This is a genomic window from Halomonas sp. I1 (genome assembly GCF_032334135.1).
Lineage (GTDB): Bacteria > Pseudomonadota > Gammaproteobacteria > Pseudomonadales > Halomonadaceae > Halomonas.
Genome location: NZ_JAVXUS010000014.1, coordinates 61,482 through 84,461 on the forward strand (window position 1 = coordinate 61,482; position 22,980 = coordinate 84,461).

The following is a 22,980-nucleotide window of genomic DNA, read 5'->3' on the forward strand; positions in this document are numbered from 1 at the left end:
ATGCCGAACCGCGCTGACGCGGCCGGTCGACAGTGCGTGTAGATAGCCCCGCGGTCCGGCGCGTACAATGCGCCCTCCCCTTTGGTCCAAGCCGCTCCCGGTGTCGGCCGAAGTCTCTCATTCATGATCCTCCCGCGAGATTCTCCGCCGTGCTCTCTACCGCCAACATCACCATGCAGTTTGGCCCCAAGCCGCTGTTCGAAAACGTTTCCGTCAAATTCGGCCAGGGCCATCGCTACGGCCTGATCGGGGCCAACGGCTGCGGCAAGTCGACCCTGATCAAGATTCTCGGGGGCGATCTGGAGCCCACCAGCGGTCAGGTGATGAAAGACGCCACCACGCGACTGGGCAAGTTGCGCCAGGACCAGTTTGCCTTCGAGAACGAACGTGTCATCGATACGGTGATCATGGGCAACGAGGAACTCTGGCGCGTCACCGCGGAGCGTGAGCGCATCTACTCGCAGGCCGAGATGAGTGAAGAAGATGGCATGGCGGTCGCCGATCTCGAAGTGCGCTTTGCCGAACTCGATGGCTATACCGCCGAGGCCCGTGCCGGCGAGCTGCTGCTGGGCCTGGGCATTCCCCTCGAGCAGCACGACCAGCCGATGAGCGTTGTCGCGCCGGGCTGGAAACTCCGCGTGCTGCTGGCCCAGGCGCTGTTCAGCGACCCCGACGTGCTGCTGCTCGATGAGCCGACCAACCACCTCGATATCAACACGATTCGCTGGCTGGAGGACATCCTCAAGGCGCGCTCGTCGACCATGATCATCATCTCCCACGACCGCCACTTCCTGAATAGTGTCTGTACCCACATGGCGGATCTGGACTACGGCGAGCTGCAGCTGTTTCCCGGCAATTACGATGAGTACATGACCGCCGCTACTCAGGCGCGGGAGCGCCTGCACGCCGAGAATGCCAGGAAGAAGGCGGAAATCGCCGAACTGCAGCAATTCGTCAGCCGCTTCTCGGCCAATGCCTCCAAGGCCAAGCAGGCGACCTCGCGCCAGCGCAAGATCGACAAGATTCAGCTCGAGGAGGTCAAGCCCTCCTCGCGCGTCAGCCCCTTCATTCGCTTCGAGCAGAACAGGAAGATTCACCGTCAGGCCCTGAATGTGGAAGACCTCTCCAAGGCCTGGGGCGACAACGTCCTGTTCGAGCGCCTCGGCCTGCGAGTCGAGGCGGGGGAACGCGTGGCCATCATCGGCCCCAATGGCATCGGCAAGACCACCCTGCTCAACTGCCTGATGGGCATGATGCCGCCCGATGCCGGCGACGTGAAATGGACCGATGCCGCCGAAGTCGGTTACTTCGCGCAGGATCACGCGGCGGATTTCGACGGCGGCGAGACGCTGTTCGAATGGATGCAGCAATGGACCACCGGCGGCGAGCAGACCGTGCGCGGCGCCCTGGGGCGGATGCTGTTCTCCAACGATGAAATCGGCAAGTCGGTAAAGGTCATCTCGGGTGGCGAACAGGGGCGCATGCTCTTCGGCAAGCTCATCCTGCAACAGCCCAATGTGCTGATCATGGATGAGCCCACGAACCACCTGGACATGGAGTCCATCGAAGCGCTCAACCTGGCACTGGAACACTATGCCGGCACGCTGATCTTTGTCAGCCACGACCGGGAATTCGTCGGCTCGCTGGCCACGCGCATCATCGAGATGAAAGACGACGGCATCGTCGATTTCAGTGGCAGTTATGACGATTACCTGCGCAGTCAGGGCGTTCCCGGATAAGTCTCCGCTCACTCCGTCGTGATGGGCGGCGCCCGCCGCCCATCACTCAGTGACCCGTCTCATCGACACAGCCCTGCCACGACTCGACCTGGATCGTCGCGTGCTCGACGGCGAAAGCGTCGCTCAGCATCGTCTTGATCTCGACCAGCACCCGCTCCTGGTCCGCCCCCTCGTCCAGAATCGCATGCAGCGACATCAGATGGTGCCCCGGCGTCAGTGACCAGGCATGCACATGATGCACATCGCGGACCTCCGGCAGCCGCTCGGCAAGCTCGCGCTTGACCTGCTCCACATCCAGGCCTTCCGGCGTGCCTTCCAGCAGGATATGCCCGGACTCCCGCGTCAGCTTCCAGGCGCTGCGCAGGATGAGCGCCGCCACCAGCAGCGACAACAAGGGATCGATCGGCGTCCAGCCAGTCAGCAGTATCACCACGGCGGCGACGATCGCAGCCACCGAGCCCAGCAAATCGCCCAGCACATGCAGGGCCGCACCGCGAATATTGAGGTTCTCGCGATCCCCCATGTGCAGAATGGCGAAGACCACCAGATTGACGACCAGCCCGAGCCCGGCGATCACCAGCATGGTGCTACCGGCCACGGCGATCGGCGTGAACAGCCGACGGATCGCCTCGATGGCAATCCAGACGACGATGGCGATCAGCGTCAGGCCATTGACGAAGGCCGCCAGCACCTGAACGCGATGATACCCATAACTGCGCCGCGTATCGGCCGGACGCCGGCTGATCCAGGCGGCGAACAAGGCCAGCGCCAACGCCGCGGCATCGGTGAGCATGTGCCCCGCATCGGCGAGCAGCGCCAGCGACCCCGACAGCACACCGCCGACCAGCTCAGCCACCATGAAGCTACCCGTGAGCAGGATGGCCCAGCCCAGGCGACGCTGGCTATCGTGCCCCCCATGGGCGCCATGGTCATGTTGATGAGACATCAGACCTCCTCTGTCAGGGGATACCGCTCCCCTCATTCTCGCCCCCTTCCAGCCGCGGAGTCGACCGACGCCATGGCAGCGGCTTGTTCGCCCGGCATTACCGATCGGTAATCAATAGGGTCAGAAGGCGCCTGCCGACAACAAGAATTACCGATCGGTAAATTCATGGCTGTACGCGCAGGCGCATGACGCTATACTTACCGAACGGTAACTCAATTCTGGATCGTCCATGGCCGACTTCAAGCCGCCCAAGACGCTTGGCGAACACGTTCGTCACAGCGAAGACCTCGGCAAGCTGGTCCGCCAGGTCCGAGCCGAACAGGAACTGCTGCAAAGCGACCTGGCCGGACTGGCCGGCACCGGCAACCGTTTCATCGTGGACCTGGAACGCGGCAAGCCCACGCTGCAATTGCAGAAAGTCCTGGACGTGCTGGATCTCATGGGTCTGGAAGTCATCGTGCAACGCAAGGGAAACGCCCCATATGGCGAATGACCAGGCGCTGGATGTCTACCATGACCACGACCTGGTGGGCAGGCTATACAACGCCCAACCACCTCGCTTCGAGTACGCGCCAACCTGGCAGGCCTCTCCACACGCGACCAGCCTCTCCCCATCGCTGCCCGTTACCCGCCGCACCCATGTCGGCGACGATGTCATCGCGTACTTCGAAAACCTCCTGCCAGAAGGCGACCTTCGTCACCACCTCGAAATCCGCCATCAAACCAACAGCCTCTTCGGCCTGTTGAAAGCCGTCGGCGGTGATACCGCCAGCGGTTTCACCCTGTTACCGCAGGGCGAGGAACTGGCCACTCCCCACTACCGCCCGCTCAGTTGGGAGGCCGTGGCCAACCATCTTCATCACCCCGAGCAAGGCTCGCTACTTGCCTGGCACGGCGATGACACCCGGATCTCATTGGCTGGTGCTCAAGACAAGCTGTTGCTGATGGTCCAGGATAACGGCCTCCCCGCCATCCCGGAAGGATCAGCCCCATCCAGCCATATCCTCAAGCCGGACATTCGCCGCCTGAACGGTGTATGGGGATCTGCACTGAACGAGACCTTCTGCATGCAACTCGCGAACCGGCTGGGTCTCGATGCCGCGGAAACCAGCTATCAGCGAGAAACTCGCGCCTGCCTCGTTCGCCGCTACGACCGCATCCCCGACGGGCAAGGAGGATTACGAAGGCTGCATCAGCTGGATATCTGCCAGCTCGCCGGCACCCCATCGAGCATCAAGTACGAAAGCGATGGCGGCCCCGGATTTGCGAGATGCCGAGAACTGCTGCAGCATGCCGGCGTGCCGGCCAGGGACCTGCAACGACTCATCGGCTGGTTCTTCTTCAACCTGTTGATCGGCAACAACGACAGCCACGCCAAGAACCTTTCCCTCCTGTACACCGAAGCAGGGCCACGGCTGGCACCCTTCTATGACCTGATGAGCACCACGCTCTACCGCGGCTTGTCACGGCATTTCGCTTTCCAGGTCAACGGGGAGAACCGGCCCGGCAGCATCGAGGCATCGCACCTCGAATCACTCGCCCGCTCGATGCGCTTCCAGCCACGCTATTTCATCAAGCAAGGTATCGGGCTGGCCGAGCGAATGCTCGCCACCCTGGATGACACCCACGCCGACCTCGAGACGATCGCCCTCCCCGGCACGGAACAGACCCTGCTGGAGCGACTCCATCAACGGATAGCGAGCAACTGTCATAGACTCCCCGCCCACTGGTCGATCGGCTGAGATCGCTCAACCTCGCAGCGCTAACCGGCTCGGGCTTCTCGAGGTCTGGAACCTCCGGGAACCAAGGGGGGCAGGTCGAAACGGCCTGGGATTCTCGAGGAACTCATCAAGTCGTACTTACGGAAGGGACAGCTTTCGGCCAAGAGCGGACATTAAGGCAACACTTATATAGTATTATTGCTGCTGAGTGGCGCTCGACGCCGCGTCCATTCGAGCACCTTTTGGGCGGTAGCAAGATTTAGTTTAGTTACTGCTATTTAACTTTCCAAAAGTTGACTTAACCCTAGCACAAGAGGGTCAGTATTTTGGTCTTACTAATATGAGTTCGGCTTCATCAACTCTATCGCGCAAATGGAGCTCGGGTGTAGATTCCTCATCAATACCTTCGAGCATTAGCGCATTCTTCGCTTGCCTAAAAGCCTTTGTAACTGACTCACCGAAACCAATTGCCGAATAGAACTGTGCCGAAAATATACGTGCTGCTTCATCCCCAATTGACTGATTCATTCCAATTGCTGCATCTATATATTGCGTACATGCAGCTGCTTGCCTGTATGAATGGCACGTATTGAAGAATACTAGGCGCACTGAGTCGTAAAGTTCAAAGGTGCCAATAATGCTATCCATCGATACAGGTATGGCCTTGCCGTTTCGGTCTTGAAGCACGAGCTCATCTTGATTGCTGCCATGGCCACTAAAATGTACGATCGTAGGGTTAAGTTCATTCATATATTGAAGAATGTCACCAGGACGCAACGCCCACCTCGACTCAAGCCTAACTGCATCGCGATGATCTGAAAGACGGATCTTTTGGTGAATTTCTCTAACCTCTTCATCCAGTAGCAATCTGCGGTCAGAATCTATTGTTGGGTCAGTTGCAAAGAACGCAACGATAATCTCTTCTGGGAGAGCACTCAATTTGTCTATTCGTGCTGCAGCTTCGTTGTGAAGAACGTCGTGCTCTTTTAGGCTATATTCTAACTTACTGAGCTGGCGTTTATGTCCCTCTTGCATCTTTTTATGTTCAGCATTTCTTTTTTTCAGGATTTTCTCCTCTTCGCTCTCTAACCTTCCTTGAGCTGTTACCAGCTTCTTGTTTTCAGCTGCAATCTTCTTCTCTAGCTTAGCCACTTCATTTAAATGCTTTGCTTGTACATCAGCGTGTCGATTCGCTTCTTTGAGCTTGGACGTAACTGTAGAAAGCTGCTTGGTCTTGTTAGCAGCAGACTCTGCAGAAAGAGACTTTCTTCCTGCATCAGCAGCCTTCTGTGATTCCTTAGCCTTCTGATCCACAAATTTAGCTATAGCGCCACGGATTTGCACGACTTGACGGCGATACATGTCAACACTCATAAGACCGTTATCATCCTTAATAAAATAGTTATGTCAGCGCCACCCAGCAACAATTAAACCTTAAGAAACGGTCGTTCGAGTCAATCCAATATCAGCAATGGACTGGGATCATCGTGCGGCACAATTAACGTAAGCGACCGTTTGGCACGACTCAATGCAACATACAATAAGCATCGAGATATTGCTGAATTACTGAAGCTTTTTCGATCGCACGGCATGATGATTGCGTGATCGCATTCCATGCCTTTGGCCTTATGAATTGTGCTAAGTGCCTTACCGGGCGGCATGGGACGAATGAAGGCACGTCGGCGGTTTATCTCACGTAGGGCAATCGAGGAATCTGAGAAGTCACCGAGCGAGACTGCATCACGAAACTCGCGCCGATAGTCGATTTTAATTTCTGTGAACCCACCTGCCTCCTCAGAAACAAATCTATTTAATAGCTGTAAGCATCGGGATACACCAATGTGGTTGGGTCGATCAACCAATTCTTTAGCCATAGCTTGAAGAAGTGCTGGCTTACCACGAGCACTCGATATACACCCCTCGCGGGCCTCTCGTAAAAAGCGATCTGCGTGGCTACGATTTGCGAACCCTTTACAAGTTTTTTGTAAGAAGCTAACCGTTGCATTGGCGAGAGCTACAACGTTGCCGCAGTCAAGCTCAAGCGCAGACAATAGTTCGGTCAGGGCATAGCGCGTGTGGCCTTCCCATATTGAGTAGCGCCGATTCCAGAAAACCCGCAGCGATTTTACTGTATCGTTATTACGGCTGAGCACTAGCATGCTTGGTAACCGGTTAATTTTTGCATCGATAGGGCGGCGGTCATCTGGATTAAGCCAGAAGTCATTGTGTCGCTGGGATCGATTTTCGACTCGAATTACTCCCAACCCCTCTGGCAATGGCTCACGTAGATCAACCGCCTCACCATTTTCGAGTGCTTCTCGCGCTCGTAGTATCCATCGCCCGAGATCGACTGAACCATCATGCCAGCGATGAGGGTTACTTAACGTGCCGATTTTTCCCTTGTCGCCCAGTTCATCCCAACGAACCTGATCGGCTTGGCGTTCGGCCGCAGTTTTATTGCCATATAGAGTCTGCATTCGATCCCCAAACAACCTCATCACAGTGCCGGCGCTGTGCAAAGACATCATCAACTGGTGTTGTGCCGAACTTGAATCTTGGTGTTCATCACCGATAATGACGGGGTAGCGTCGCGCCAGTGCGGTCGCGACCATAGGCCGGCTTACTAATAAGCCGGCCACACGCTCGGCGATGACTGCGAAGTCACCATCTTGACCTTGGGCCCAAGCAGCTGGGTCAGATGGGAGGTCGAGTGGCCGATGGTAGATGCGAGCAATTTCAACGATGAACGCATCAAGCGTTTTGATCTCAACGCGCGCGCTCACGCTGCTCGTTGCAGAGGCGAAAACGTTGCAGGCTGCGTGAGTGTGCGTCAGGATTAGTACCCGCCCGCGATTCAAGTTAGCCAGCGCGCGAGCAGCGTAGAGAGCACCTTGGTATGTCTTCCCACAACCGGCTGGGGCACTCACAGTCACTAGCCGCTCAGGCGAGTCTAACAGCTCAGCGATTTCATCGTCACCCATTTCTAATATTCTCAATTTCCGGCAACTCAACGACTAGGCGAATAGCGTTAACGTGCGGCAGTAAGATACTTTTCAGCGCAGGCCAACCGCCAAGCCTGAACATGTGGCATGCAAGCTCACGGCCACCTAACTCTGATTTGAACCACTGCTTTGCGTGGGCTTTCCACTCCTTTCGTTGCGGTCTCTCCAAACAATCTGGCGCCTTACCAGTCGCCGCCTCGATAATTAGTTGGCGGAGTGTCATATCATTGCGTGTGCAACTCTCTTCAATGGCTTCAAGCGTTTTGGTTTGCGAACCAATCCGGGTTGCGAGCGTCCGCATCCGATCGCCGATAAGGTCACCGTCGTCGTCACGTAGAAGTAAATGTAGATTTTCGTCGCCAATTGTTCCGATTACCGCTTCTTCAGAGCAGCATTGGTCTGGCCATTGAAAAAGGCGGTGGCCCATGCTCGCCTTGAGATCTCTCCATTGACCTGGATCACGGCCCTCATCGTCTGCAAATCCTGCGAACTGTAGACCCGCACCGTTCAGCGATTTGAGCAGAGCTAAGGTGGAATCGTTGCCTTTACCATCAGCTAAATGAATGCCGTAATTACGGTAGTCGCCCTCGATTCCACGTTCGAGAAGTACGGAGAGAAACCCCATTTCCGTAACGCCCTCGCAGATTACAGCGAGCTTGGCAAGAAAGGTCTCGGCGTCGCGCTGTTGTTGACGTGCTATATCAGCGCCTTGGAGTTCACCTATTTGTCCGCCCGAATCTAGATACCAAAGATGAGCGTCCGCCATTGCGCTGATGGCAACTGCACTGTGAGTGGTGATAAAACCTTGCACCCCGTCATTTAGCAACGAATGCGTGAGATTTCGCAAGCGATAAGGCTCTAGGCCCCGCTCGATCTCGTCGATAATTGTTATTCGTGTATTAGCTTCGGTCGCTTTTGCGATCTGGAGCGTAACCATACGGCGCGTGCCTGATCCCCAACTTGCAAGTGGCAATTGGGTTCCACTTGAATCCGTTGCGACCAATCCAGTGAGAGCGCCTATTGACAGGCCTTGGCTTGATGTCAGTCCTAAGGCTAGGTTATGAGGCAATTGTTCAGCAGCGAGAGTATTATCTAGTGTGGCCAAAGCTGCGATCGAATCGTCTCCGAGCTCAGTTTGTAAATCAATTTCCGACAAACGCCGACCGAGCCGACCTCTTAGCGCCGGATCGGCGACCAAGCGATCCAGGGCTGAGCCATAGACGAGCCGTAGATCTCGATCGTTACGCGTATCGTTCGTCAGACGTACAACACCGATCTTGCGACGCACTGCAGCTGATAAGGAGTTCGTTTCTTCATTGGGCTGGACGATTTCCCAACTCATCTCAAGATCTGTGGTCCCAATCGCACGGATGCGATATACCGGTTCACTGTCCTCCGCACCACCCTCATCAACAGATGGAACAACTGCCTCATGGCCATTCCACTGCCAAGGCCAAGCAAATTTTTGCTGGTGACCGATTTCTGTAGAGTCTGGTAGCGAAATAATCGCCTCAATAGCGAATTCATCGTCATGCTGACGTTTCCAATAATCAAATTCTGACACCGAGACATGATTCGATGGATGTAACAGCAGTCGCAGAGCGTCGAGAATAGTGGACTTTCCCGTATCCCCTCCACCAAGTAATACATTCATCCCTAGCGCTGGCGTCCATTCGAGCGTTTCGATCCCGCGGAATCGCTTAATAATCAACTTATAAATGCGAGCTGAATCTGGCATTTTTCTCTCTAGTCGTTGATGCGCTGTCGGTTCTACATCGCTGCTGGCAAAATATTAGATAATTCTCAATTAGGTAGCTCTCAAACCTCTCGAAGGCCGCTTTGGGTCGAAAGCCGACATGGAAGGCTCAATGAGATACGAATACATGATAAAGCCTTCTCGAACGCGTAGAGCATGCCATTGTCAGGATAAGGTTTTCTCATACCGACTTGCCGTTAGGGAACTCATGGAATGACCGTAGCCTATCCGGCCGCCTGTGTCATCGCTGTATTAGCAGACACGCGACCATGGTGGCAGCCTGAGATCGAGCCATGGATCGGAAAAAGTAGCCCGGCGGCAACCTGAACGATTTGATCGAAGCCAGGCCCTGGGTGCGTTGTGTCATTTCGTGGCATCGGTGCAGGCGGGAAAGGCCGGAATTCCGGCTTTATGGGAGGATTCCCTCCCATAGCTGGGAAATCCCCGAAATCAGGGTGGCTTTAACAGAGCGGGCTGATGCCAGTAGAAGATTCCACGACGCTTCCCTACGCTTGCCTATGACCATGACAACCATTACGCAAGGAGAGCAGCATGAAGGGAGACATGAGCGACGGTCCTACACAGCCCGCCCTCGACCCTGAGCGCCTGGAACCGCGCATGGGGTCATCCTATCCGGAGCCTTGGGGCTCGGCCTGCAGCAACCGCGAGAAGCGAGCCCTTGGTGACCCGTTAGGGCTCACCGCATTCGGCGTCAACCTGGTGCGGTTGCCACCGGGCGCGCCCTCTTCCCAGCGCCACTGGCACAGTCACGAGGATGAGTTCGTCTACGTGCTGGAAGGTGAGCTGACCCTCATCACCGACGCCGGTGAACAGGTACTGACACCTGGCATGGTCGCAGCCTTTCCCGCCGGCGAGGCAGATGGCCACCACATGGTGAACAAGAGTCGTACTTGGGCGACCTACCTCGAGGTTGGTAGCCGCCCGCCTGAAGATGAAGTTCACTACCCGGACATCGACCTCTTCCTGCCAGCGAAGGGCGGCTTCTGCCACAAGAACGGCGAGCCCTACTGACCGCTCCATTCGCTACCATGACACCGGCTGAACCTTCTGAAGGGGAGCGGCTCGGCTACTTCGGCATAAGGTAGATCCGACACCAGAACCACCCAAAAATACTGCCATTGGATGACAGTAGGAGAAGCCGAGGGAAACACGGAAAACCGGCAATGGCGGGGTCTCAGACACGAAAAAGCCGCCTCGTAGGGCGGCTTTATCTGCTGTTTTGGCGGAGGGGGAGTCTGCCACTAACACCAAAATATCAGATAGTTATGATCGATTTTTCGAAAGAACCAACAAAAGAGCCAACAAAATGGAGTGTCATTGGTTGGAACCGGAAGACACACCTTTATTTGCCAGGCATGACCAGGTGAGCGCCACCACCCAACCCACGAAGGTCCACCCTGCCACAATGTTCAGCACGGAAATGGCAACAGCGTTCTCATGGTTGCGGATGGCGGCGATGATCAGAGGCAGGCAGTAGACCACCACCAATAGGAATAGCGCGATCAGCGGATGAAGCGGAAAACGCGCCAGCACTTCGAAAGCGTGTTCTTGCATAGGTCCCCCGGAGCTGTCGGGCCATAATAAGCGCAAAACTGCGTTCATCTCCAGCAGGGGCGGAATCGGATTCCTGTCCTTGCCGCTGGCCAGCAGGGTAAATGCGACCACGCCTCACATTTGAGTGGTGAACGTCGCCAGTGGCGAGGTTGGCCAGGCTTTTCTCCATTTCAAATGGAAGTAGTGGCCAGCGGTCAGGTCGGTATTGACCCGTCATGCAGATTTGCACATCGGTCAGCAGGGCATTACTCGGTGTAACCCCTTGCCTTGGGGTGCGTCCATATTTGGTGCCACCCCGATGCTACTCGTGTAGCAACGGCCAGCCAGCAGATGGTCATTGCTCAACGGGCGCACATTTGCGCCGGTCGAGGTCAGCCAGGCAAAGCGCGGGATATTGGTGATTATAAGCCGTTGATCTCGAAGCAAAGCGCAATTTTGCGCTGCGCGGTTTCGCGGTTTTAAACCGGAAAACCTGTCTCCGAGACAGAATTACCGGGATGCCGGGTATTTGGCGGGCGGTGCAATGATCGTTGCATCGGGACGGTCAGGTTGACCGCCTCGGCGTTGCGTTTCGTCGTTTCGTGCCGTCTGCGCAAGAATGCGCTAGCGGTGAAAGGCCGGGATTCCGGCTTTAAGGGGAGGATCGTCCCCTTTTCGGTCAAGCACTCCCTGGTATCAGGGTGGTGTCGGGGAAAAGATGGGAATCCCCACCTTTTAGGGACTGCAGAAACTCAGCGGCCCAGGTCAGGCGCAGTCATGATGAGTGACGACCTGGCGGCCAGTGCCGGCTGAGAATTCAGCTCAGTCGCTCATGGGCCCAACCTTCCAGCCACACAACAACTTGCTCTATCCTGCCCTAGCAACCATTGAGCGCACGCATAGGGAGAAGGTATGGCTAAATGCGACATTTGCGGGACCAAGGTTGGTTTCCTAGACACTCGCTGCACCGACTGCATGGAGAAAAGAAACCAAGAGATACGCGAAAAACGCAACATGCCCGATGCAAGCGAGGCCCGCCAAGAAGCAGAACAAGCAGCATTGGACCTCACAGTGACGACCGCGCCATCCCTCGAGGGTCAGCGTGTCGTCAAGACAATCGACATCGTTACAGCTGAGTGCGTTTTCGGCATGAACGTGTTCCGCGACATGTTCGCCGGGATGTCTGACTTCTTCGGGGGCCGCAACCAGTCCTCTCAGAAGGTGCTGCGTGACGCTCGCGTGACGTGCCTCAATGAACTGCGGCGTGAGGCGGTGGCCGTAGGCGGAAATGCGGTGATCGCGGTTGATCTGGACTACAGCGAGTTCTCAGGTGGAGGCAAGTCGATGCTGTTCCTGGTCGCCAGCGGTACCGCTGTGGTGGCCGAGCCTCTGGAGGCGGCCACGGAATGAAGGGGGATCTGCCGGCTACCGAGGCCGGTAGTTCTTGCGCAGTATCCCACGTATCTCGGGCTTGGCCTCCTCGAACCCTTTCTCCAGGAAGCCAGGCTCACCATTGGGGGACCAGTAGTTGCCTCGACTCCTGCCGTTCTTCTTCGGGCGTGGCTGGCCTTTCAGTGTTCCAGGAGCCTCATGGACGGCAGCGGCATATTTCGCGGTATACACCACCGTTCCACGAGTACCAGACGGCCCAGTTACAACCGGCAGCCGAGAGCGGCTGTTGATCAGGTGAGACGTATCGACTGGCGTGAAATTGACAGCATAGCCCTCGCCGATGATCAGGATCTCGGTTACAGCCTTCTCGGTAACAGGACCTCGGATCTTCATCGACAAGCGACGCATGTTGCGCCGGACATTACGCCCACCCCGGCTTGGCATGGCCGCCTACTCCCCTTCGGTCAGTTGCTGGTTGATCGTGACACCGCCTCGACCATCGGCGTCCAAGGCATCGCTGTGCCGTTGCCAGCAAGCTTCAGCGCTTTCGCCTGCCTGGCGGAGGGTTTTGATCCCGCATCCAATGTATCCGGCCACTCGAGGCTTGTCGGGAACACGCGACCCTGGCACCAGGATGATATGATACACATTTGCTTCATCCCCGCCGTGCTGGCTCTCCAGTGCCTCGAGGCGCTTAATCAACTCACGATTGGACATACAGCTCCCCTCGGTCACGCGCATCCAGCATGCCCCTTATCGACTCGACAGGAACCCGCGTCAGCCATTCTTCTCGGGTCTCGCCGCCCATCGGCTCCGGTGCTTCCAGGCCAAGCTCGAGCATGACGTGGTACATGCGGTTCGGATCTTGATCGTCGGCACCTTTGGCCTGCTGCTCCAGCGCTGCAAGACGCTTGTGTAGATCACGCTGCATTGCCAATTACCTCCCGATATACACGCTCGGCTTCATCCGGTGGCACACGTTCGCGCCGCGTCATCGAAGGGGCCCCGCCCCGGTCGAGCATGTCTCGGTACTGCTGAGCTGCATCGTGCGGGCAGTCCGTTGGCTCGAAACAGACGGCCCCGCCATTGGGGCCAGTCCGCGTCGCCTCCAGTGCCTCGAGGCGTCGATTAAGCTGGTAGCGTGTCATGGTAGCCACCAATCTGGTCGCGCCCGCTGTTCGCCGTCATACCTTGGGCTGCTTTCAGCTCGGCAATGTCAGCCTTGATACGCTTTTCCTTCTCGGCGAAGTCGGCAAGCTTGCGGTTCATCTCGTCAATGCCAGGCTGAAGCGTGTTCTGGACCGTTTTCTGGATCTCTTGAAGGGCCTCTTCATCGCTGAGCTCCTGGCTCGGCACGTTGTGCATCGGCTGAGGCTTGGCCCCTGAGATATTTCCGATGAAATAGCGCATTGCTTACCCTCCTTAGATGAACTTCACGGCCACCAGTTGCGGGCTGCCCCCGGTGGTGACGTTTTCCGCTGAATGGCCCAGCACGGCAGTTCCATCGGCAGGATCAGTTGCCGTCAGGGTGCCGGTGGACGTTGGCCACAACGGGGCGTCTTCGCTGATCGTCTGGCCACCTTCGGCTCGGACGTTGAGCACCAGGCCAGACTGACCATAGAAGGCAGTAGCTCGGTCGCCAGCCTCGTATTCCTCGTCAATCTGGCCACCGCCAAGATGATCCTTGTCCAGCACGTAGCACACGCTTCCACCACCGATGGCGAGCTTTCCATCACCGTCAAGGTGGGCCACTGCACCCGGGGCCGACGCTGCGGCTACAGGTGCCTCTTTGCGGATGGGTTGATCCAGCATTTGAGCCGGGCCACAGAAGATCACGTTCTTGCCGTATTGAGTCATTTCGCTTTACCTACTGCTCTAAGTGAATCGACGCCTTGGCGCCGAAGTTGGCCGCGATCCGTTCAGCACGTGCTTTGACGGCCTCCGGTGTCGCGTCGTTGAGTCGAGCCAGACACTCGCCATCCAGCTCGATCCGTGCAAAGTAGCGGCGCTCCAGGGGCTCACCCCATCGCTTGCGCTCCAGATGCCTTGCCATCCATTCATATCGCTTGTTGGTCATTGATCCCCCTTTGCTTCCAGCGCGTCGAGCCGGCGCTGTATGTCGTCAACCTCCTGCACCTTCACCAGCGAGCCGATGGCGTCGATCAGTGACTTGCCGGTGATAGGGTCAAGCTGACCAGTGGCGACGGCTTCCAGGACGCTTTGGGCCTGCTCGGTCAGCGTCTCGCCATTGAGGTCGAAGCTCACTTGTTCAGCTTGTGGCTTGTAGGCCGGCGTCAATCGCTCGAGGCAAAGGCGCAACGCCTGGGCGTCCCCGGAGAGCGCCAGTTCTACGGCCTTGGCCACCAAGGCGCTGCCCTTTGGCTCGAGTTCCTTGCGCCACTGTGTGCGCTTGTCGGGGCGACCTTTTGGCCGCCCTTCGGGGTTTCCGCTTTGTCCTGGCTTGAACTTCGCCATCCAGATCTCTTCCTGTTCTGTTCAGTAGGACTGCCGGCGGGCGCCGAATTTTTGCATCGTGCGATCCATAGAACCGTCGGCAAAGTTCTGCTTCATTCGCTGATCGATCTTTCTGGTGATATAGAGGTCGAGTTGACGCGATCCATCGGGACGGCGGGATTCTTGCCGCGACACTTGGGTATCGCTATCGGTATGAATGCTGACGAAGACGTTAGAGCCGAGAGCTGAGGCAGATGATGACGAGCCACCCACCAGACCACCCTGGAGATAGCCACGCGTGTTCTTGAGCTGCTCAAGCGCCGGGAGCATGCCTGGCTGCTCAACCACTTCCTTGGGCATGACGTACTCGCCGCGATGCACGACGCCCGCAATGTCGTGTTTGCCCCCGGCACCGGTGTAGCCGCCCTGGGCGAAGCTGGCCCCGGTGTCGATCAGCGAGGTGAAGCCGCCTTGAATAGCGCCGCCGCCGAAGAAGCTTCCGATCGAGCCGGAAATAACGTTGGCAAGGGGGCCGGATACCGTCTTACGTAGTGTGATTCGGGCGATGTCCTCGGTGATGCCCTGGAGCACGTCGCGCAGCCCCTTGCCTTCAAGGACGGCACTCTCGAACGCGGACTGGAAGGTAAAGCCAAGATCTTGGGTCGCGTCGTTGACCTTATCCATGGCCTGGCTGCCGGTCGTGCCATATGCCTCAGCCACACTCCGGGTGCTGCGGTAGCTGTCCTCAAGGTCATTGAGCAGGGCGCCCAGTTCGGTCGTGGCCATTCCTTCGCGAACGGCGTAGCTGATCAAGGTCAGTTTTGCCTGCATGTACTCGCGCTGGGATGCTTCCAGGGGGCGAAGCTCGTCGCGCAGGCTGCGATATGCCTGGCCTAGCTCGTCGATGCTCTGCTTTTCTTCCCGTGCTGCACTTCCACCAGCGCCAAGGCCGACACCAAGCCCTGGCAACCGACTGCCTGGCGGGCTAGTCCGCTCCAGATTCAATTCATCCGGTACCGCGACACCGCTGCCGGTGGTTTGTAACTCTTTCTTCCGAGCAATCAGGGCGTCATATTCTGCCTTCACCTCACGCAGCGCAGCGGCGGCCTGCTGACCTTGCGGCGAATCCTCGCCGAACATGTCGATCCGCTTCTCGAGGCGACGCTTGTTGTCGAAGACTTCATTCAGCTCAGCATTGATACCGGCAATCGAGCGCTTGGCCGCGTCCCCACGAAACGAATCCATGAAGACATTGAAGCCACGAGCTAGGGCCGTCAGGCCTTCGCTGGCACTTTCCAGTGTATCCTTGATCAGCTCATCGAACTGCAAGATGGCGCGGGAGGTCTCGGTACGGATCTGCTGGCCAAGTTGGTCGAAGCCCTGGGCGAGCTCGGTAAGGCGATCCACCTCGGACTGAGACAAAACGGCATTCAGGTCGCGGGCTTCCTTGGCCATCTGGTGGAGCCCTTCGGCGTTGTTCCTGAGTAGCGGCTGGAGCAATGACGCTTCATCGGCCACCGACTCGAGGTAGAAAACCTGCTCCTCCATCGACAGGTTGGCGGCATCCAGGCCCTTCTGGAGCTTGATCAGCGCCTGGGGGCCAGATAGCCCTCGAAACTCCTCGGTGGTCTGGCCGACCAGGGGCGCGATGTTCTCGAAGTAGTCCTTCAGCTCACCACCACCCGTGGCCAGGAAGTCGCCCACCTTGTCCTGAGTGTCCTTGAAGATGTCAGCAAGCTTCTGCTGCTCAACACCCACGCTCTTCCCGGCATAGGCCAGTTGCTGGAATGACTCGACCGACACGCCGGCAAGCCGCGCCTGATTCTTGAGTTCACGCGCAGCAATGGCAGCAGACCGTGCCACCACCAGCAGGGCAGCAGAAAAACCACCAAGCGCCGCCGCGCCGCCCAGCGCCGCCGTCTTCACCGCCCCAGCGATAGGGGTTAGCCGGCTTATGGATCTGGATGCACGCGAGGAGCGATCATCGACATGATCGAAGCTCTTCCCCATCCGCTTGGTGCTGCGGTTTACGTCCCGCTCGGCTTCCAGCAGGGCCTCGGTTTTGGCATCGACCGTATAACTGATTCCGCCGATGTCGCCATCAACTGCCATGATCTCTCCTTAGTGCAGGGCTACGCCTTCACTCGCTGGCTGCCAGACTTCGGCTACCGCTTCATCTGTCGGCACCAGTTCGGCCAGGCGCTCCATGATGAGTTGGTAGTCCTCGCCATCCATCTTCTTGTTGTCCAGGTCGAGGTTGGCCATGGCGACCACCACGCAGGAAAGCGACACCTGAAGCTCTTGGAGATCCGGGCTTGCCATCCAGGCCAGGTCTTCCAAGTGCTTCATGACTGTGGCTATGTCGAAGGGGTAGTCCATGCCGGCCTCACTTGAGCTGGTGCTTGTCTTTCAGATAGCCGCCAAATCCCTGGGCAGAGACGGCCTTTACGGTCTGGCCGTGCTGCACCATGCCGGCACCGACCTCCTGAAGCTGCGGCGATACAGGGGCGCCAAGCTGCATGTCCTCCACCGCGTCATGAGCCTTGGCCTCGCTTAGCACCTTGGTGCCTTGCCGATGGAGTTCGAACGCTTCACTTCGTGCTTTCTGGTACTCCTCGATGGCCGCCTCGAGTGTCTCCCATGCCTTACCGGCCTTGGCGGCAGCCTGCCCAGCCTGATCCATCAACTCACCATGCCTTTCGCGCAGCGGGCCAAGCTGCGCCACTGCCTCCTCAACCTGGGCGTCAGGCAGACGCGCCTCCAGGGCCTGCCGCTCCACACGCAAGCGTCGAGCGAGGCGCTCGGCTTGCAAGTGCTGTTCCTCGAGGGCATCCACATCACCACCATTCACGATGGCCTGGCTAAGCTCTTGATCGAAGTCGCGTGCATCGAACTCCGATTGCTCCCGAGCAATCTCTTCCAGTCGCGTCACGATCTGTGCTGCGGTCATAGTCTTCTGGCTCATCGTGCGGTTTCCCCTTGGCGTTGGTTGCGTTCGTGCAGGTCAATCAGGTGCCGGGCAGCGTCCACGTCGCCTTGCTTGGCGGCGCCACGCAGCAGCTCGAAATATCCGGCGACCTCTTTCTTGGTCGGCCATACGTTATGGCCACGGGGTTGGCGGGATGGGCTGGCTTGGCTCATGCCATGTACCTCCGTGCAGGTTTATCAGCACCAGTTCTACGGCCAGCGAGAAAGGCTTGTATGCGGTCGGCCCGCTCCAAGGCATAGGCAGCACGCTTGCTGGCCACGGCACCGCCAGCCAGTTCAGCCACTTGGTAAGCGCGCACGTCTTCCTTGAGGCGTTCCAGCTCACGACGTACCGGAGTGTCTTCCTCCCATGTCGGCCACTTGCTGGTATGCAGCACCGCTATCGCTCGCTCTATCATCGATGTGCCCTTCTGATATGCCGGCTCAATCACAACCTAACTATAACATTTTTGTTGGTACTTTTGTTGGCACTAGGTGAAATTTGCCCAAAAAAAGCCCGCATTTAATGCACTCAAGGCGGAGTACCTCTCCGCCATACATAAAAAATCCCGCTCGATGGCGGGATTCTGTGTTGAGGGAGGAGAGGTGTGATTACCAGTGACAAGCTTCGCGGAGAGGTTTGATCTCTTCTGCCAGGTCTCTGATCGGAAAGGTGACCGTTACTGAACTTTGGTTGTATGGGGTGGCCCGGACTGTCAGTTGCTCATGGCCAAACATCCGCTTGATCACGGGGATAGATCGTCCGCCACTCCATAGGCCTAGCCATTCGTTGTTAGTCGATTCATGTAGCGACCTTTTGAACGCTGGGTCGGAATCGAGTCGGAAGGTCACGCGCCCATAGGACTGGATGTCCGCCATGAACTGATCATTGAAGTTGAGCTGTAGGGTGGTCGTGTTCTCCAAGCAGCGAAGGAGCATCTGGGCCTTCCCTCCCCCGGTTCCGAAGCGATTCGGAACAGTATCCAAAGAGAAGGTTCTCAAGTAGACGGACTTGCTGTCATCGATCTCCGAAGTGCTCTCATGCACAGACCACGGGGATGGCGGCGGTGGCGCCGGCTTCGGCTCCGGATCAGGCTTATTCTCCGTCTGGGGCGGCGCTTCTGATCCCGACGCCTGGTCGCTCGTCTCCGCTGTGGCGGACTGCGTAGGCTCCTGGTCGCCGCTATTTATCACCGCCATGATAAACAGGCCAGCGACAATCGTCAGAATGACTTTTCCCATGCGTGATCTCCGTTAGTTTTAGTAGTCCCTTGATTATGCCAAATTGAAATCCTGTGATGTGTAGGAAGTGCCCGACACCCCCTTACGGCGAAGAATAGTGAAGGCATGCTGCGATGCCATCAGCTCAGCGCGGTTGCGGTGTTGGCGGTCACCAAGGTTCGGGCAAGGATCAGTGCAGTGGCTGGAGTGGAGTTGTGCGGTGCTGAGTTGTGATCCCCAGCGCTTTGGCGTGGTCCATCAGCACTTCTTCACTCGTTCCCAGCACCTGGGCCAGATCCGCCAATCGGTAGGATGGAAAGCCTTCTTCATTGATGCCGGCAGGCTTCATGCTCGAGTAGATGCGCTCTTTCCCTTCGCTCATCTTCTCCAGGATCGGCGCTCGCAGGAACATTGGATGGTCCTCGTCATAAGCTAGCCGAATGACCGACTCGGGTTCGTGTGGCGCTACACGGCTGTAGAATCGACGGCGTGCCGCGTGCTCGATATTGGCCAACAGATCGGCGATGGCGTCTTTCAATGGGTGCTCCAAGTGTTCCGGTGACAACTCCATCGAATTGGCAGCCCATGCTTGTCCAGGCGTCAGGTGGTCAATGCCATAGCCGTGCTGGGCGGCTTCGGCAAGGCCGGTGCGGGTGATCGTCGTCATGGTGGATACCTCATGCTGTCGTCTGTTGTATATCTGTTCTGTGCAGGATGGTGGTCAGGTTCATGCTGACGGCTCGGGTGATGGCTCGTGCCGCTCGAGGATCTTCCCTAGGCTCTCGACCAGCCTCGCCGCTTCATCGTCCTGGGTGCGCTCCCGGTGTTTCACCATGTCGGTCATCAGGGCCATCAGCAGCCAGTGAGTGTCGTCGTCCATGCTGGGCTCGCAGTGGCCCAGTTCGTGGACGCCTATGTCTTCGCGCACATCAGCCTCATCACCGAAGTTGGCGACGCAGCGCATGCAACGCACCCGGTTGGGCATCCATTTGCCGTCGTCGTCCTTCACCAGGTGGTTGGCGCCAACATCGCTCTTGCCGCAGATGTCGCACGCCGCTCTGTGGTGCTGACGAAAATCGACCACTTTGCTCATGATTCGACCTCTCAAGCGTTATTCACCCCTGTTGTAGCTGCCATAAATAGGCCATAGGGGGTGGTAAACTAGTAGGGCTTCCAGAAATTGGAGCCGTAGAACGTCAAAAAACCCCGGTTTCGCTCCAAAAAATGGAGCCTTATTGGCAATAGACGTTTGTTTCGGGTGCCGAAGGCTCCAAAAAATGGAGCGTTATCGAGGGGAAGGCTCCAGAAAATGGAGACGGTAAAAATCGAATGCGGGCGATCCTTCACCCGCTTCCGGCCTTTCGCAGCTTGCGGGGTGCATCATCGGTGTCCTTCACCTCGAGATCCTTGCCAGGGCATGGGTCGATCCGAAACCAGGTAATGGCATACAGGGCGCAACGCGCCCCATAGCGGCCTTTGTAATTCGTCCTGGTCTTGATGATCAGATTGCGTTCCTGAAGCTCCTTGAGCGCCTTGGCAAGCGTCGTGTGCGACATTCCGCCCCACTGCTGCATCGTCGTTTCCGTGGCAGACAAGTTCCCGTTGTTCTTCCCGTTGTATTGGCTCCCCAGCGCCATCAGCACCTTCATGGCACTCGGCGACGCTTCCCGGAAGTCGGGATGCTCCATCAGGGGTTTGGGCAGGCTCAGGTGCCCGCCCTGCCAGTTCATATCGGGACGGCGCTTCCTCGCCATAGGCTCACCGCCGCGCCTTGTCGAGTCGTTCCAGCAGCTTCTCGACCCGATCCTCGTAGGCCATCAACAGCCACAGTCCGACGCTCGCCTTTCCCAGATACTTGGCTCGAGCGATGTCGTCGCGGATGTCAGCTCTCAGGCGGGCCAGTTCTCGATCGATGCGGTTATCCATGGCTCGAGCCCTCCCGCTTCATCTTGTCGATCAAGCTGACGTGATCGGTGTGAAAGTCGCAGGCTTCCAGTTCCGCCTTGTCGCAAGCCATAGAGGCAAGACGACGGGCATACTCGATGTCGCCAGACCTAGAGGCGTTCGCCAGCATCAACTCTACGGCCTTGAAAGTGGCCGCAGCATTCCCGAGAAGCTCACTCGCCAGGCTGAGTTGATCGGCGTGGTCTTCCGCCATCTCGATAAGGTCGCGCCGGTTCATTGGCCACCCCCTTGGCGAGTCGCCTTCTCAATGCGATGGCCGATGTTGTCCAGGTGGCTAGTCGTGATGCGCAACGCTTCGAGGATGCCGCCCATCGTGAAGCTGTCGAACGTCAGGCCCTCGTCGTAATCCAGCTCGGCTTGGTGATTGTCGAGAACTCGCGTCAAGGCGGTGAGAGCACACAATGCGTTCTCGTGGTCCGTCAGGGCGTTCTCGATGCTTGCGTGGTCGATGCGGCTCATGACTGCACCTCCTGCCCGGCGTTGATCTCACGAATGCGCTTGAGATGGCCTGAGAGGTTTTCCATCAGGCACGACATGATCTCGTCGCTCAGGACGTTGTGCTCTTCCTGACCACCGAAGTGATCGATCAAAAGCTCGGACAACGCCCAGGCTTGACGGGCATGCGCGTCGATGCGGTCTTCCGAGGCGTGCAAATAGCTCATGACACCGCCCCCTCGCCGCGTGCAGCGGCTTCAAAGGCGCGAGCCTTGTCCATATGCCGGTTGTATCGGCGGAGCCGAACACGGGCGCTGGAGTCGGAGAACAGAGCGGCGCGAGCCATGGCGCGATGGGCGCTGGCGCGTGCAGACAGAGTGCTGAAGGGGGATAGGCGCAAGTTGGCCATTGGTGACGCTCCTTTCTGTTTGGAGTCGTCCCCGGATGCCGCCAAGCATCGGATGGGGGCGACTGTACGCAAGTTGGCGGACCGGCCAGAAAGGACACCGGCATGCCCGAAGGCATCTCGCGCACAGCCGCCATAGCGCATAGCGGGCACAAAAAAAGCGCCTGCTATGAGAGGGGCGCTTATGCGCCTTTCTGAATTCGATCCGCCAAGATCGGCTGACGATTTTGCGCCAGCACTTGGATAATAGCCGGGGGCACTGAGGGAGGTCAACATCATGCAGCACCTTCCTCGAGGCGCGGCCTCAGTGACTGTTCGACATACTCGGTGAGCTTTTCCTTTCGCTCCTGGTAGCTCAGCCCCTGCCCCATCAGGAAGGTGTCGCGCTGCTCGACCATGGCCACCAGCCGCAATTCGCTCGGCGTCAGGGCATCACGATCGACACCCGTGAACTGGCCGAACAGCACGCCATTGATCAACTTGGCCTCGTTCATGAAGTGGTGACGCTTCGACTCTTTACCCTGGGCCTGGCGGCTCATATTGAGCGCGTCACACATGCCTCGATAGCCGATAGCGGCGGAGTCTCGCAGCTCTTGCCAGTCGTCTTGATTGCCATAGATCAGGCGCTTGATCTGCTGATCGCACCACACAGCAAAATCGACCGACAGCCAGCGGGCAAATAGCACAGCCAGGTCGGGATGAATCCAGGTGCCACCGCCACGATCCTGCCTGGTGCGACTCGTTTTTACATACGGGATTTTCCCGCATGTACGTTCGAGAGCCTGGATGTACTTGATGGTATCTGGAAGCCTCAACCAATCATGAGGGCGCTTTCCAAAGCGTCGTGCAGCTTCGGTGGCATTGATCCAGCCCAGCGTGTTGAATCGTACCGCCTGGCCTTGATACTCCAACGGAACGACAGTCGCTTTACGTGATTGCATTAGGCTGCCCTCCCGTCGTCTGTCGGCAAATAATAAAGCGCGACTCGACTATGCTTCCGTCCCCACGGATCAATAACGTCTTGCAAGTGAGTGGCGATGGAGTGGCCTTCATCGCGCAGCTCGCTGATACGGGCGCCTGGACGCAGGATGTTAAGTTCCTGCATCAGCTCCAGAGTCGTGGCAGGGGCCTCTCGCAATCGAGCAAGAATGCGGGCACGTTGAGAGCTAGCACTAGTGTCGGTGATCTTCATCAGGCCACCTCCCGGCTAGCTTCCCAAGCTGCAATATCGGCCCAGCGCCAACGAGTACAATTTGCGCTGAGCTTTACCGGGGCGGGAAAGTCATTTTTAGGGTTTTCTCCCCAGCGCCAAATAGTTCTACGAACAACACCATAGCGTGCCGCCAGTTGATCCACTTGGGCAAAGACTTCGTCTTGGGGAGTTGGGGTAGGAGCTGCCATCGCGTTACACCTCATGTCTTC

Annotated in this window: 31 protein-coding genes; 5 read left to right on the forward strand and 26 right to left on the reverse strand. The window is 57.6% G+C overall.

Annotated features, from left to right (window positions below; translation table 11 throughout):
• The first annotated feature begins 149 nt into the window (after window positions 1–149).
• The gene (locus tag RSO41_RS14020; protein WP_315619767.1) at window positions 150–1,739 is read left to right on the forward strand and encodes an ABC-F family ATPase; all 1,590 of its coding nucleotides are present in this window, start codon (window positions 150–152) and stop codon (window positions 1,737–1,739) included.
• A 46-nt stretch (window positions 1,740–1,785) separates the two neighbouring features.
• Here RSO41_RS14020 and RSO41_RS14025 read toward each other — a convergent pair whose 3' ends face one another.
• Window positions 1,786–2,685 carry a cation diffusion facilitator family transporter gene (locus RSO41_RS14025; protein ID WP_315619769.1) on the reverse strand — a complete coding sequence of 300 codons (900 nt, stop codon included), beginning with the start codon at window positions 2,683–2,685 and terminating at the stop codon, window positions 1,786–1,788.
• Between the two features lie 229 nt (window positions 2,686–2,914).
• On the opposite strand from RSO41_RS14025, the gene RSO41_RS14030 reads away from it, so the two are divergent.
• Both RSO41_RS14030 and RSO41_RS14035 read left to right on the forward strand, forming a co-directional pair.
• Window positions 2,915–3,178 carry a helix-turn-helix transcriptional regulator gene (locus tag RSO41_RS14030; protein ID WP_275288650.1) on the forward strand — a complete coding sequence of 88 codons (264 nt, stop codon included), beginning with the start codon at window positions 2,915–2,917 and terminating at the stop codon, window positions 3,176–3,178.
• A complete protein-coding gene (locus RSO41_RS14035; protein ID WP_315619771.1) occupies window positions 3,168–4,427 on the forward strand; it encodes a type II toxin-antitoxin system HipA family toxin in 1,260 nt (419 codons plus the stop codon). The genes RSO41_RS14030 and RSO41_RS14035 overlap by 11 nt, the downstream gene beginning before the upstream one ends.
• A 297-nt stretch (window positions 4,428–4,724) precedes the next feature.
• Here the strand turns inward: RSO41_RS14035 and RSO41_RS14040 are convergent, their stop codons facing one another.
• The 3 genes from RSO41_RS14040 to RSO41_RS14050 form a co-directional block, all read right to left on the reverse strand.
• The gene (locus RSO41_RS14040) at window positions 4,725–5,768 is read right to left on the reverse strand and encodes a CHAT domain-containing protein (RefSeq protein ID WP_315619772.1); all 1,044 of its coding nucleotides are present in this window, start codon (window positions 5,766–5,768) and stop codon (window positions 4,725–4,727) included.
• A gap of 92 nt (window positions 5,769–5,860) precedes the next feature.
• Window positions 5,861–7,387, reverse strand: a complete 1,527-nt coding sequence (locus tag RSO41_RS14045; protein ID WP_315619773.1) for a DEAD/DEAH box helicase — start codon at window positions 7,385–7,387, stop codon at window positions 5,861–5,863.
• Window positions 7,380–9,146 carry an ATP-dependent nuclease gene (locus RSO41_RS14050; RefSeq protein WP_315619774.1) on the reverse strand — a complete coding sequence of 589 codons (1,767 nt, stop codon included), beginning with the start codon at window positions 9,144–9,146 and terminating at the stop codon, window positions 7,380–7,382. The genes RSO41_RS14045 and RSO41_RS14050 overlap by 8 nt, the downstream gene beginning before the upstream one ends.
• Window positions 9,147–9,716: 570 nt before the next feature.
• Here RSO41_RS14050 and RSO41_RS14055 point away from each other — a divergent pair.
• On the forward strand, window positions 9,717–10,196 hold the full coding sequence (locus RSO41_RS14055; RefSeq protein ID WP_315619775.1) for a cupin domain-containing protein: 480 nt from the start codon (window positions 9,717–9,719) through the stop codon (window positions 10,194–10,196).
• 303 nt (window positions 10,197–10,499) lie between these two features.
• Here RSO41_RS14055 and RSO41_RS14060 read toward each other — a convergent pair whose 3' ends face one another.
• The gene (locus RSO41_RS14060; protein WP_315619776.1) at window positions 10,500–10,850 is read right to left on the reverse strand and encodes a superinfection immunity protein; all 351 of its coding nucleotides are present in this window, start codon (window positions 10,848–10,850) and stop codon (window positions 10,500–10,502) included.
• A gap of 780 nt (window positions 10,851–11,630) precedes the next feature.
• Between RSO41_RS14060 and RSO41_RS14065 the strand changes: the two genes are divergently transcribed.
• A complete protein-coding gene (locus RSO41_RS14065; protein WP_315619777.1) occupies window positions 11,631–12,128 on the forward strand; it encodes a YbjQ family protein in 498 nt (165 codons plus the stop codon).
• A 15-nt stretch (window positions 12,129–12,143) separates the two neighbouring features.
• Here the strand turns inward: RSO41_RS14065 and RSO41_RS14070 are convergent, their stop codons facing one another.
• From RSO41_RS14070 to RSO41_RS18515, 21 genes are all read right to left on the reverse strand, one after another.
• Entirely contained in the window at window positions 12,144–12,554 is a 411-nt protein-coding gene (locus RSO41_RS14070; protein WP_315619778.1) for a hypothetical protein, read from the reverse strand.
• A gap of 6 nt (window positions 12,555–12,560) precedes the next feature.
• Window positions 12,561–12,827 carry a hypothetical protein gene (locus tag RSO41_RS14075; protein WP_315619780.1) on the reverse strand — a complete coding sequence of 89 codons (267 nt, stop codon included), beginning with the start codon at window positions 12,825–12,827 and terminating at the stop codon, window positions 12,561–12,563.
• Window positions 12,814–13,041, reverse strand: coding sequence for a hypothetical protein (locus tag RSO41_RS14080; RefSeq protein WP_315619781.1), 228 nt, complete (start codon window positions 13,039–13,041; stop codon window positions 12,814–12,816). Before RSO41_RS14080 ends, RSO41_RS14075 begins: the two co-directional genes overlap by 14 nt.
• 197 nt (window positions 13,042–13,238) lie before the next feature.
• Window positions 13,239–13,520 carry a hypothetical protein gene (locus RSO41_RS14085; protein WP_315619783.1) on the reverse strand — a complete coding sequence of 94 codons (282 nt, stop codon included), beginning with the start codon at window positions 13,518–13,520 and terminating at the stop codon, window positions 13,239–13,241.
• A 12-nt stretch (window positions 13,521–13,532) separates the two neighbouring features.
• Window positions 13,533–13,967, reverse strand: a complete 435-nt coding sequence (locus RSO41_RS14090) for a hypothetical protein (RefSeq protein WP_315619784.1) — start codon at window positions 13,965–13,967, stop codon at window positions 13,533–13,535.
• 10 nt (window positions 13,968–13,977) lie between these two features.
• Window positions 13,978–14,187, reverse strand: coding sequence for a hypothetical protein (locus tag RSO41_RS14095; RefSeq protein ID WP_315619785.1), 210 nt, complete (start codon window positions 14,185–14,187; stop codon window positions 13,978–13,980).
• Window positions 14,184–14,585: a DUF5681 domain-containing protein gene (locus tag RSO41_RS14100; RefSeq protein WP_315619786.1), complete on the reverse strand. Its 402-nt coding sequence runs from the start codon at window positions 14,583–14,585 to the stop codon at window positions 14,184–14,186. The genes RSO41_RS14095 and RSO41_RS14100 overlap by 4 nt, the downstream gene beginning before the upstream one ends.
• A 21-nt stretch (window positions 14,586–14,606) precedes the next feature.
• Window positions 14,607–16,676 (reverse strand): hypothetical protein, encoded by a 2,070-nt coding sequence (locus RSO41_RS14105; protein WP_315619787.1) that lies wholly within the window; start codon window positions 16,674–16,676, stop codon window positions 14,607–14,609.
• A gap of 9 nt (window positions 16,677–16,685) precedes the next feature.
• Window positions 16,686–16,913, reverse strand: coding sequence for a hypothetical protein (locus RSO41_RS14110; protein ID WP_315619788.1), 228 nt, complete (start codon window positions 16,911–16,913; stop codon window positions 16,686–16,688).
• 37 nt (window positions 16,914–16,950) lie between these two features.
• Window positions 16,951–17,529: a hypothetical protein gene (locus RSO41_RS14115; protein ID WP_315619789.1), complete on the reverse strand. Its 579-nt coding sequence runs from the start codon at window positions 17,527–17,529 to the stop codon at window positions 16,951–16,953.
• Window positions 17,526–17,705, reverse strand: coding sequence for a hypothetical protein (locus RSO41_RS14120; RefSeq protein ID WP_315619790.1), 180 nt, complete (start codon window positions 17,703–17,705; stop codon window positions 17,526–17,528). The genes RSO41_RS14115 and RSO41_RS14120 overlap by 4 nt, the downstream gene beginning before the upstream one ends.
• Window positions 17,706–18,143: 438 nt before the next feature.
• Window positions 18,144–18,773, reverse strand: coding sequence for a type VI secretion system-associated protein TagO (locus tag RSO41_RS14125; protein ID WP_315619791.1), 630 nt, complete (start codon window positions 18,771–18,773; stop codon window positions 18,144–18,146).
• Between the two features lie 169 nt (window positions 18,774–18,942).
• Window positions 18,943–19,419, reverse strand: coding sequence for a hypothetical protein (locus RSO41_RS14130; RefSeq protein ID WP_315619792.1), 477 nt, complete (start codon window positions 19,417–19,419; stop codon window positions 18,943–18,945).
• 60 nt (window positions 19,420–19,479) lie between these two features.
• Window positions 19,480–19,845 carry a hypothetical protein gene (locus tag RSO41_RS14135; protein ID WP_315619793.1) on the reverse strand — a complete coding sequence of 122 codons (366 nt, stop codon included), beginning with the start codon at window positions 19,843–19,845 and terminating at the stop codon, window positions 19,480–19,482.
• Between the two features lie 250 nt (window positions 19,846–20,095).
• Window positions 20,096–20,482, reverse strand: coding sequence for a helix-turn-helix domain-containing protein (locus RSO41_RS14140; protein WP_315619794.1), 387 nt, complete (start codon window positions 20,480–20,482; stop codon window positions 20,096–20,098).
• A 28-nt stretch (window positions 20,483–20,510) separates the two neighbouring features.
• A complete protein-coding gene (locus RSO41_RS14145) occupies window positions 20,511–20,678 on the reverse strand; it encodes a hypothetical protein (protein ID WP_315619795.1) in 168 nt (55 codons plus the stop codon).
• The gene (locus RSO41_RS14150; protein ID WP_315619796.1) at window positions 20,671–20,934 is read right to left on the reverse strand and encodes a hypothetical protein; all 264 of its coding nucleotides are present in this window, start codon (window positions 20,932–20,934) and stop codon (window positions 20,671–20,673) included. The genes RSO41_RS14145 and RSO41_RS14150 overlap by 8 nt, the downstream gene beginning before the upstream one ends.
• A complete protein-coding gene (locus RSO41_RS14155) occupies window positions 20,931–21,176 on the reverse strand; it encodes a hypothetical protein (RefSeq protein WP_315619797.1) in 246 nt (81 codons plus the stop codon). Before RSO41_RS14155 ends, RSO41_RS14150 begins: the two co-directional genes overlap by 4 nt.
• Complete coding sequence (locus tag RSO41_RS14160; protein WP_315619798.1) at window positions 21,173–21,379, reverse strand: hypothetical protein; 207 nt, start codon at window positions 21,377–21,379, stop codon at window positions 21,173–21,175. The genes RSO41_RS14155 and RSO41_RS14160 overlap by 4 nt, the downstream gene beginning before the upstream one ends.
• A 454-nt stretch (window positions 21,380–21,833) precedes the next feature.
• Window positions 21,834–22,499, reverse strand: coding sequence for a KilA-N domain-containing protein (locus RSO41_RS14165; RefSeq protein WP_315619799.1), 666 nt, complete (start codon window positions 22,497–22,499; stop codon window positions 21,834–21,836).
• Window positions 22,499–22,750 carry a helix-turn-helix domain-containing protein gene (locus tag RSO41_RS18515; RefSeq protein WP_410000338.1) on the reverse strand — a complete coding sequence of 84 codons (252 nt, stop codon included), beginning with the start codon at window positions 22,748–22,750 and terminating at the stop codon, window positions 22,499–22,501. The genes RSO41_RS14165 and RSO41_RS18515 overlap by 1 nt, the downstream gene beginning before the upstream one ends.
• Between the last annotated feature and the right edge of the window lie 230 nt (window positions 22,751–22,980).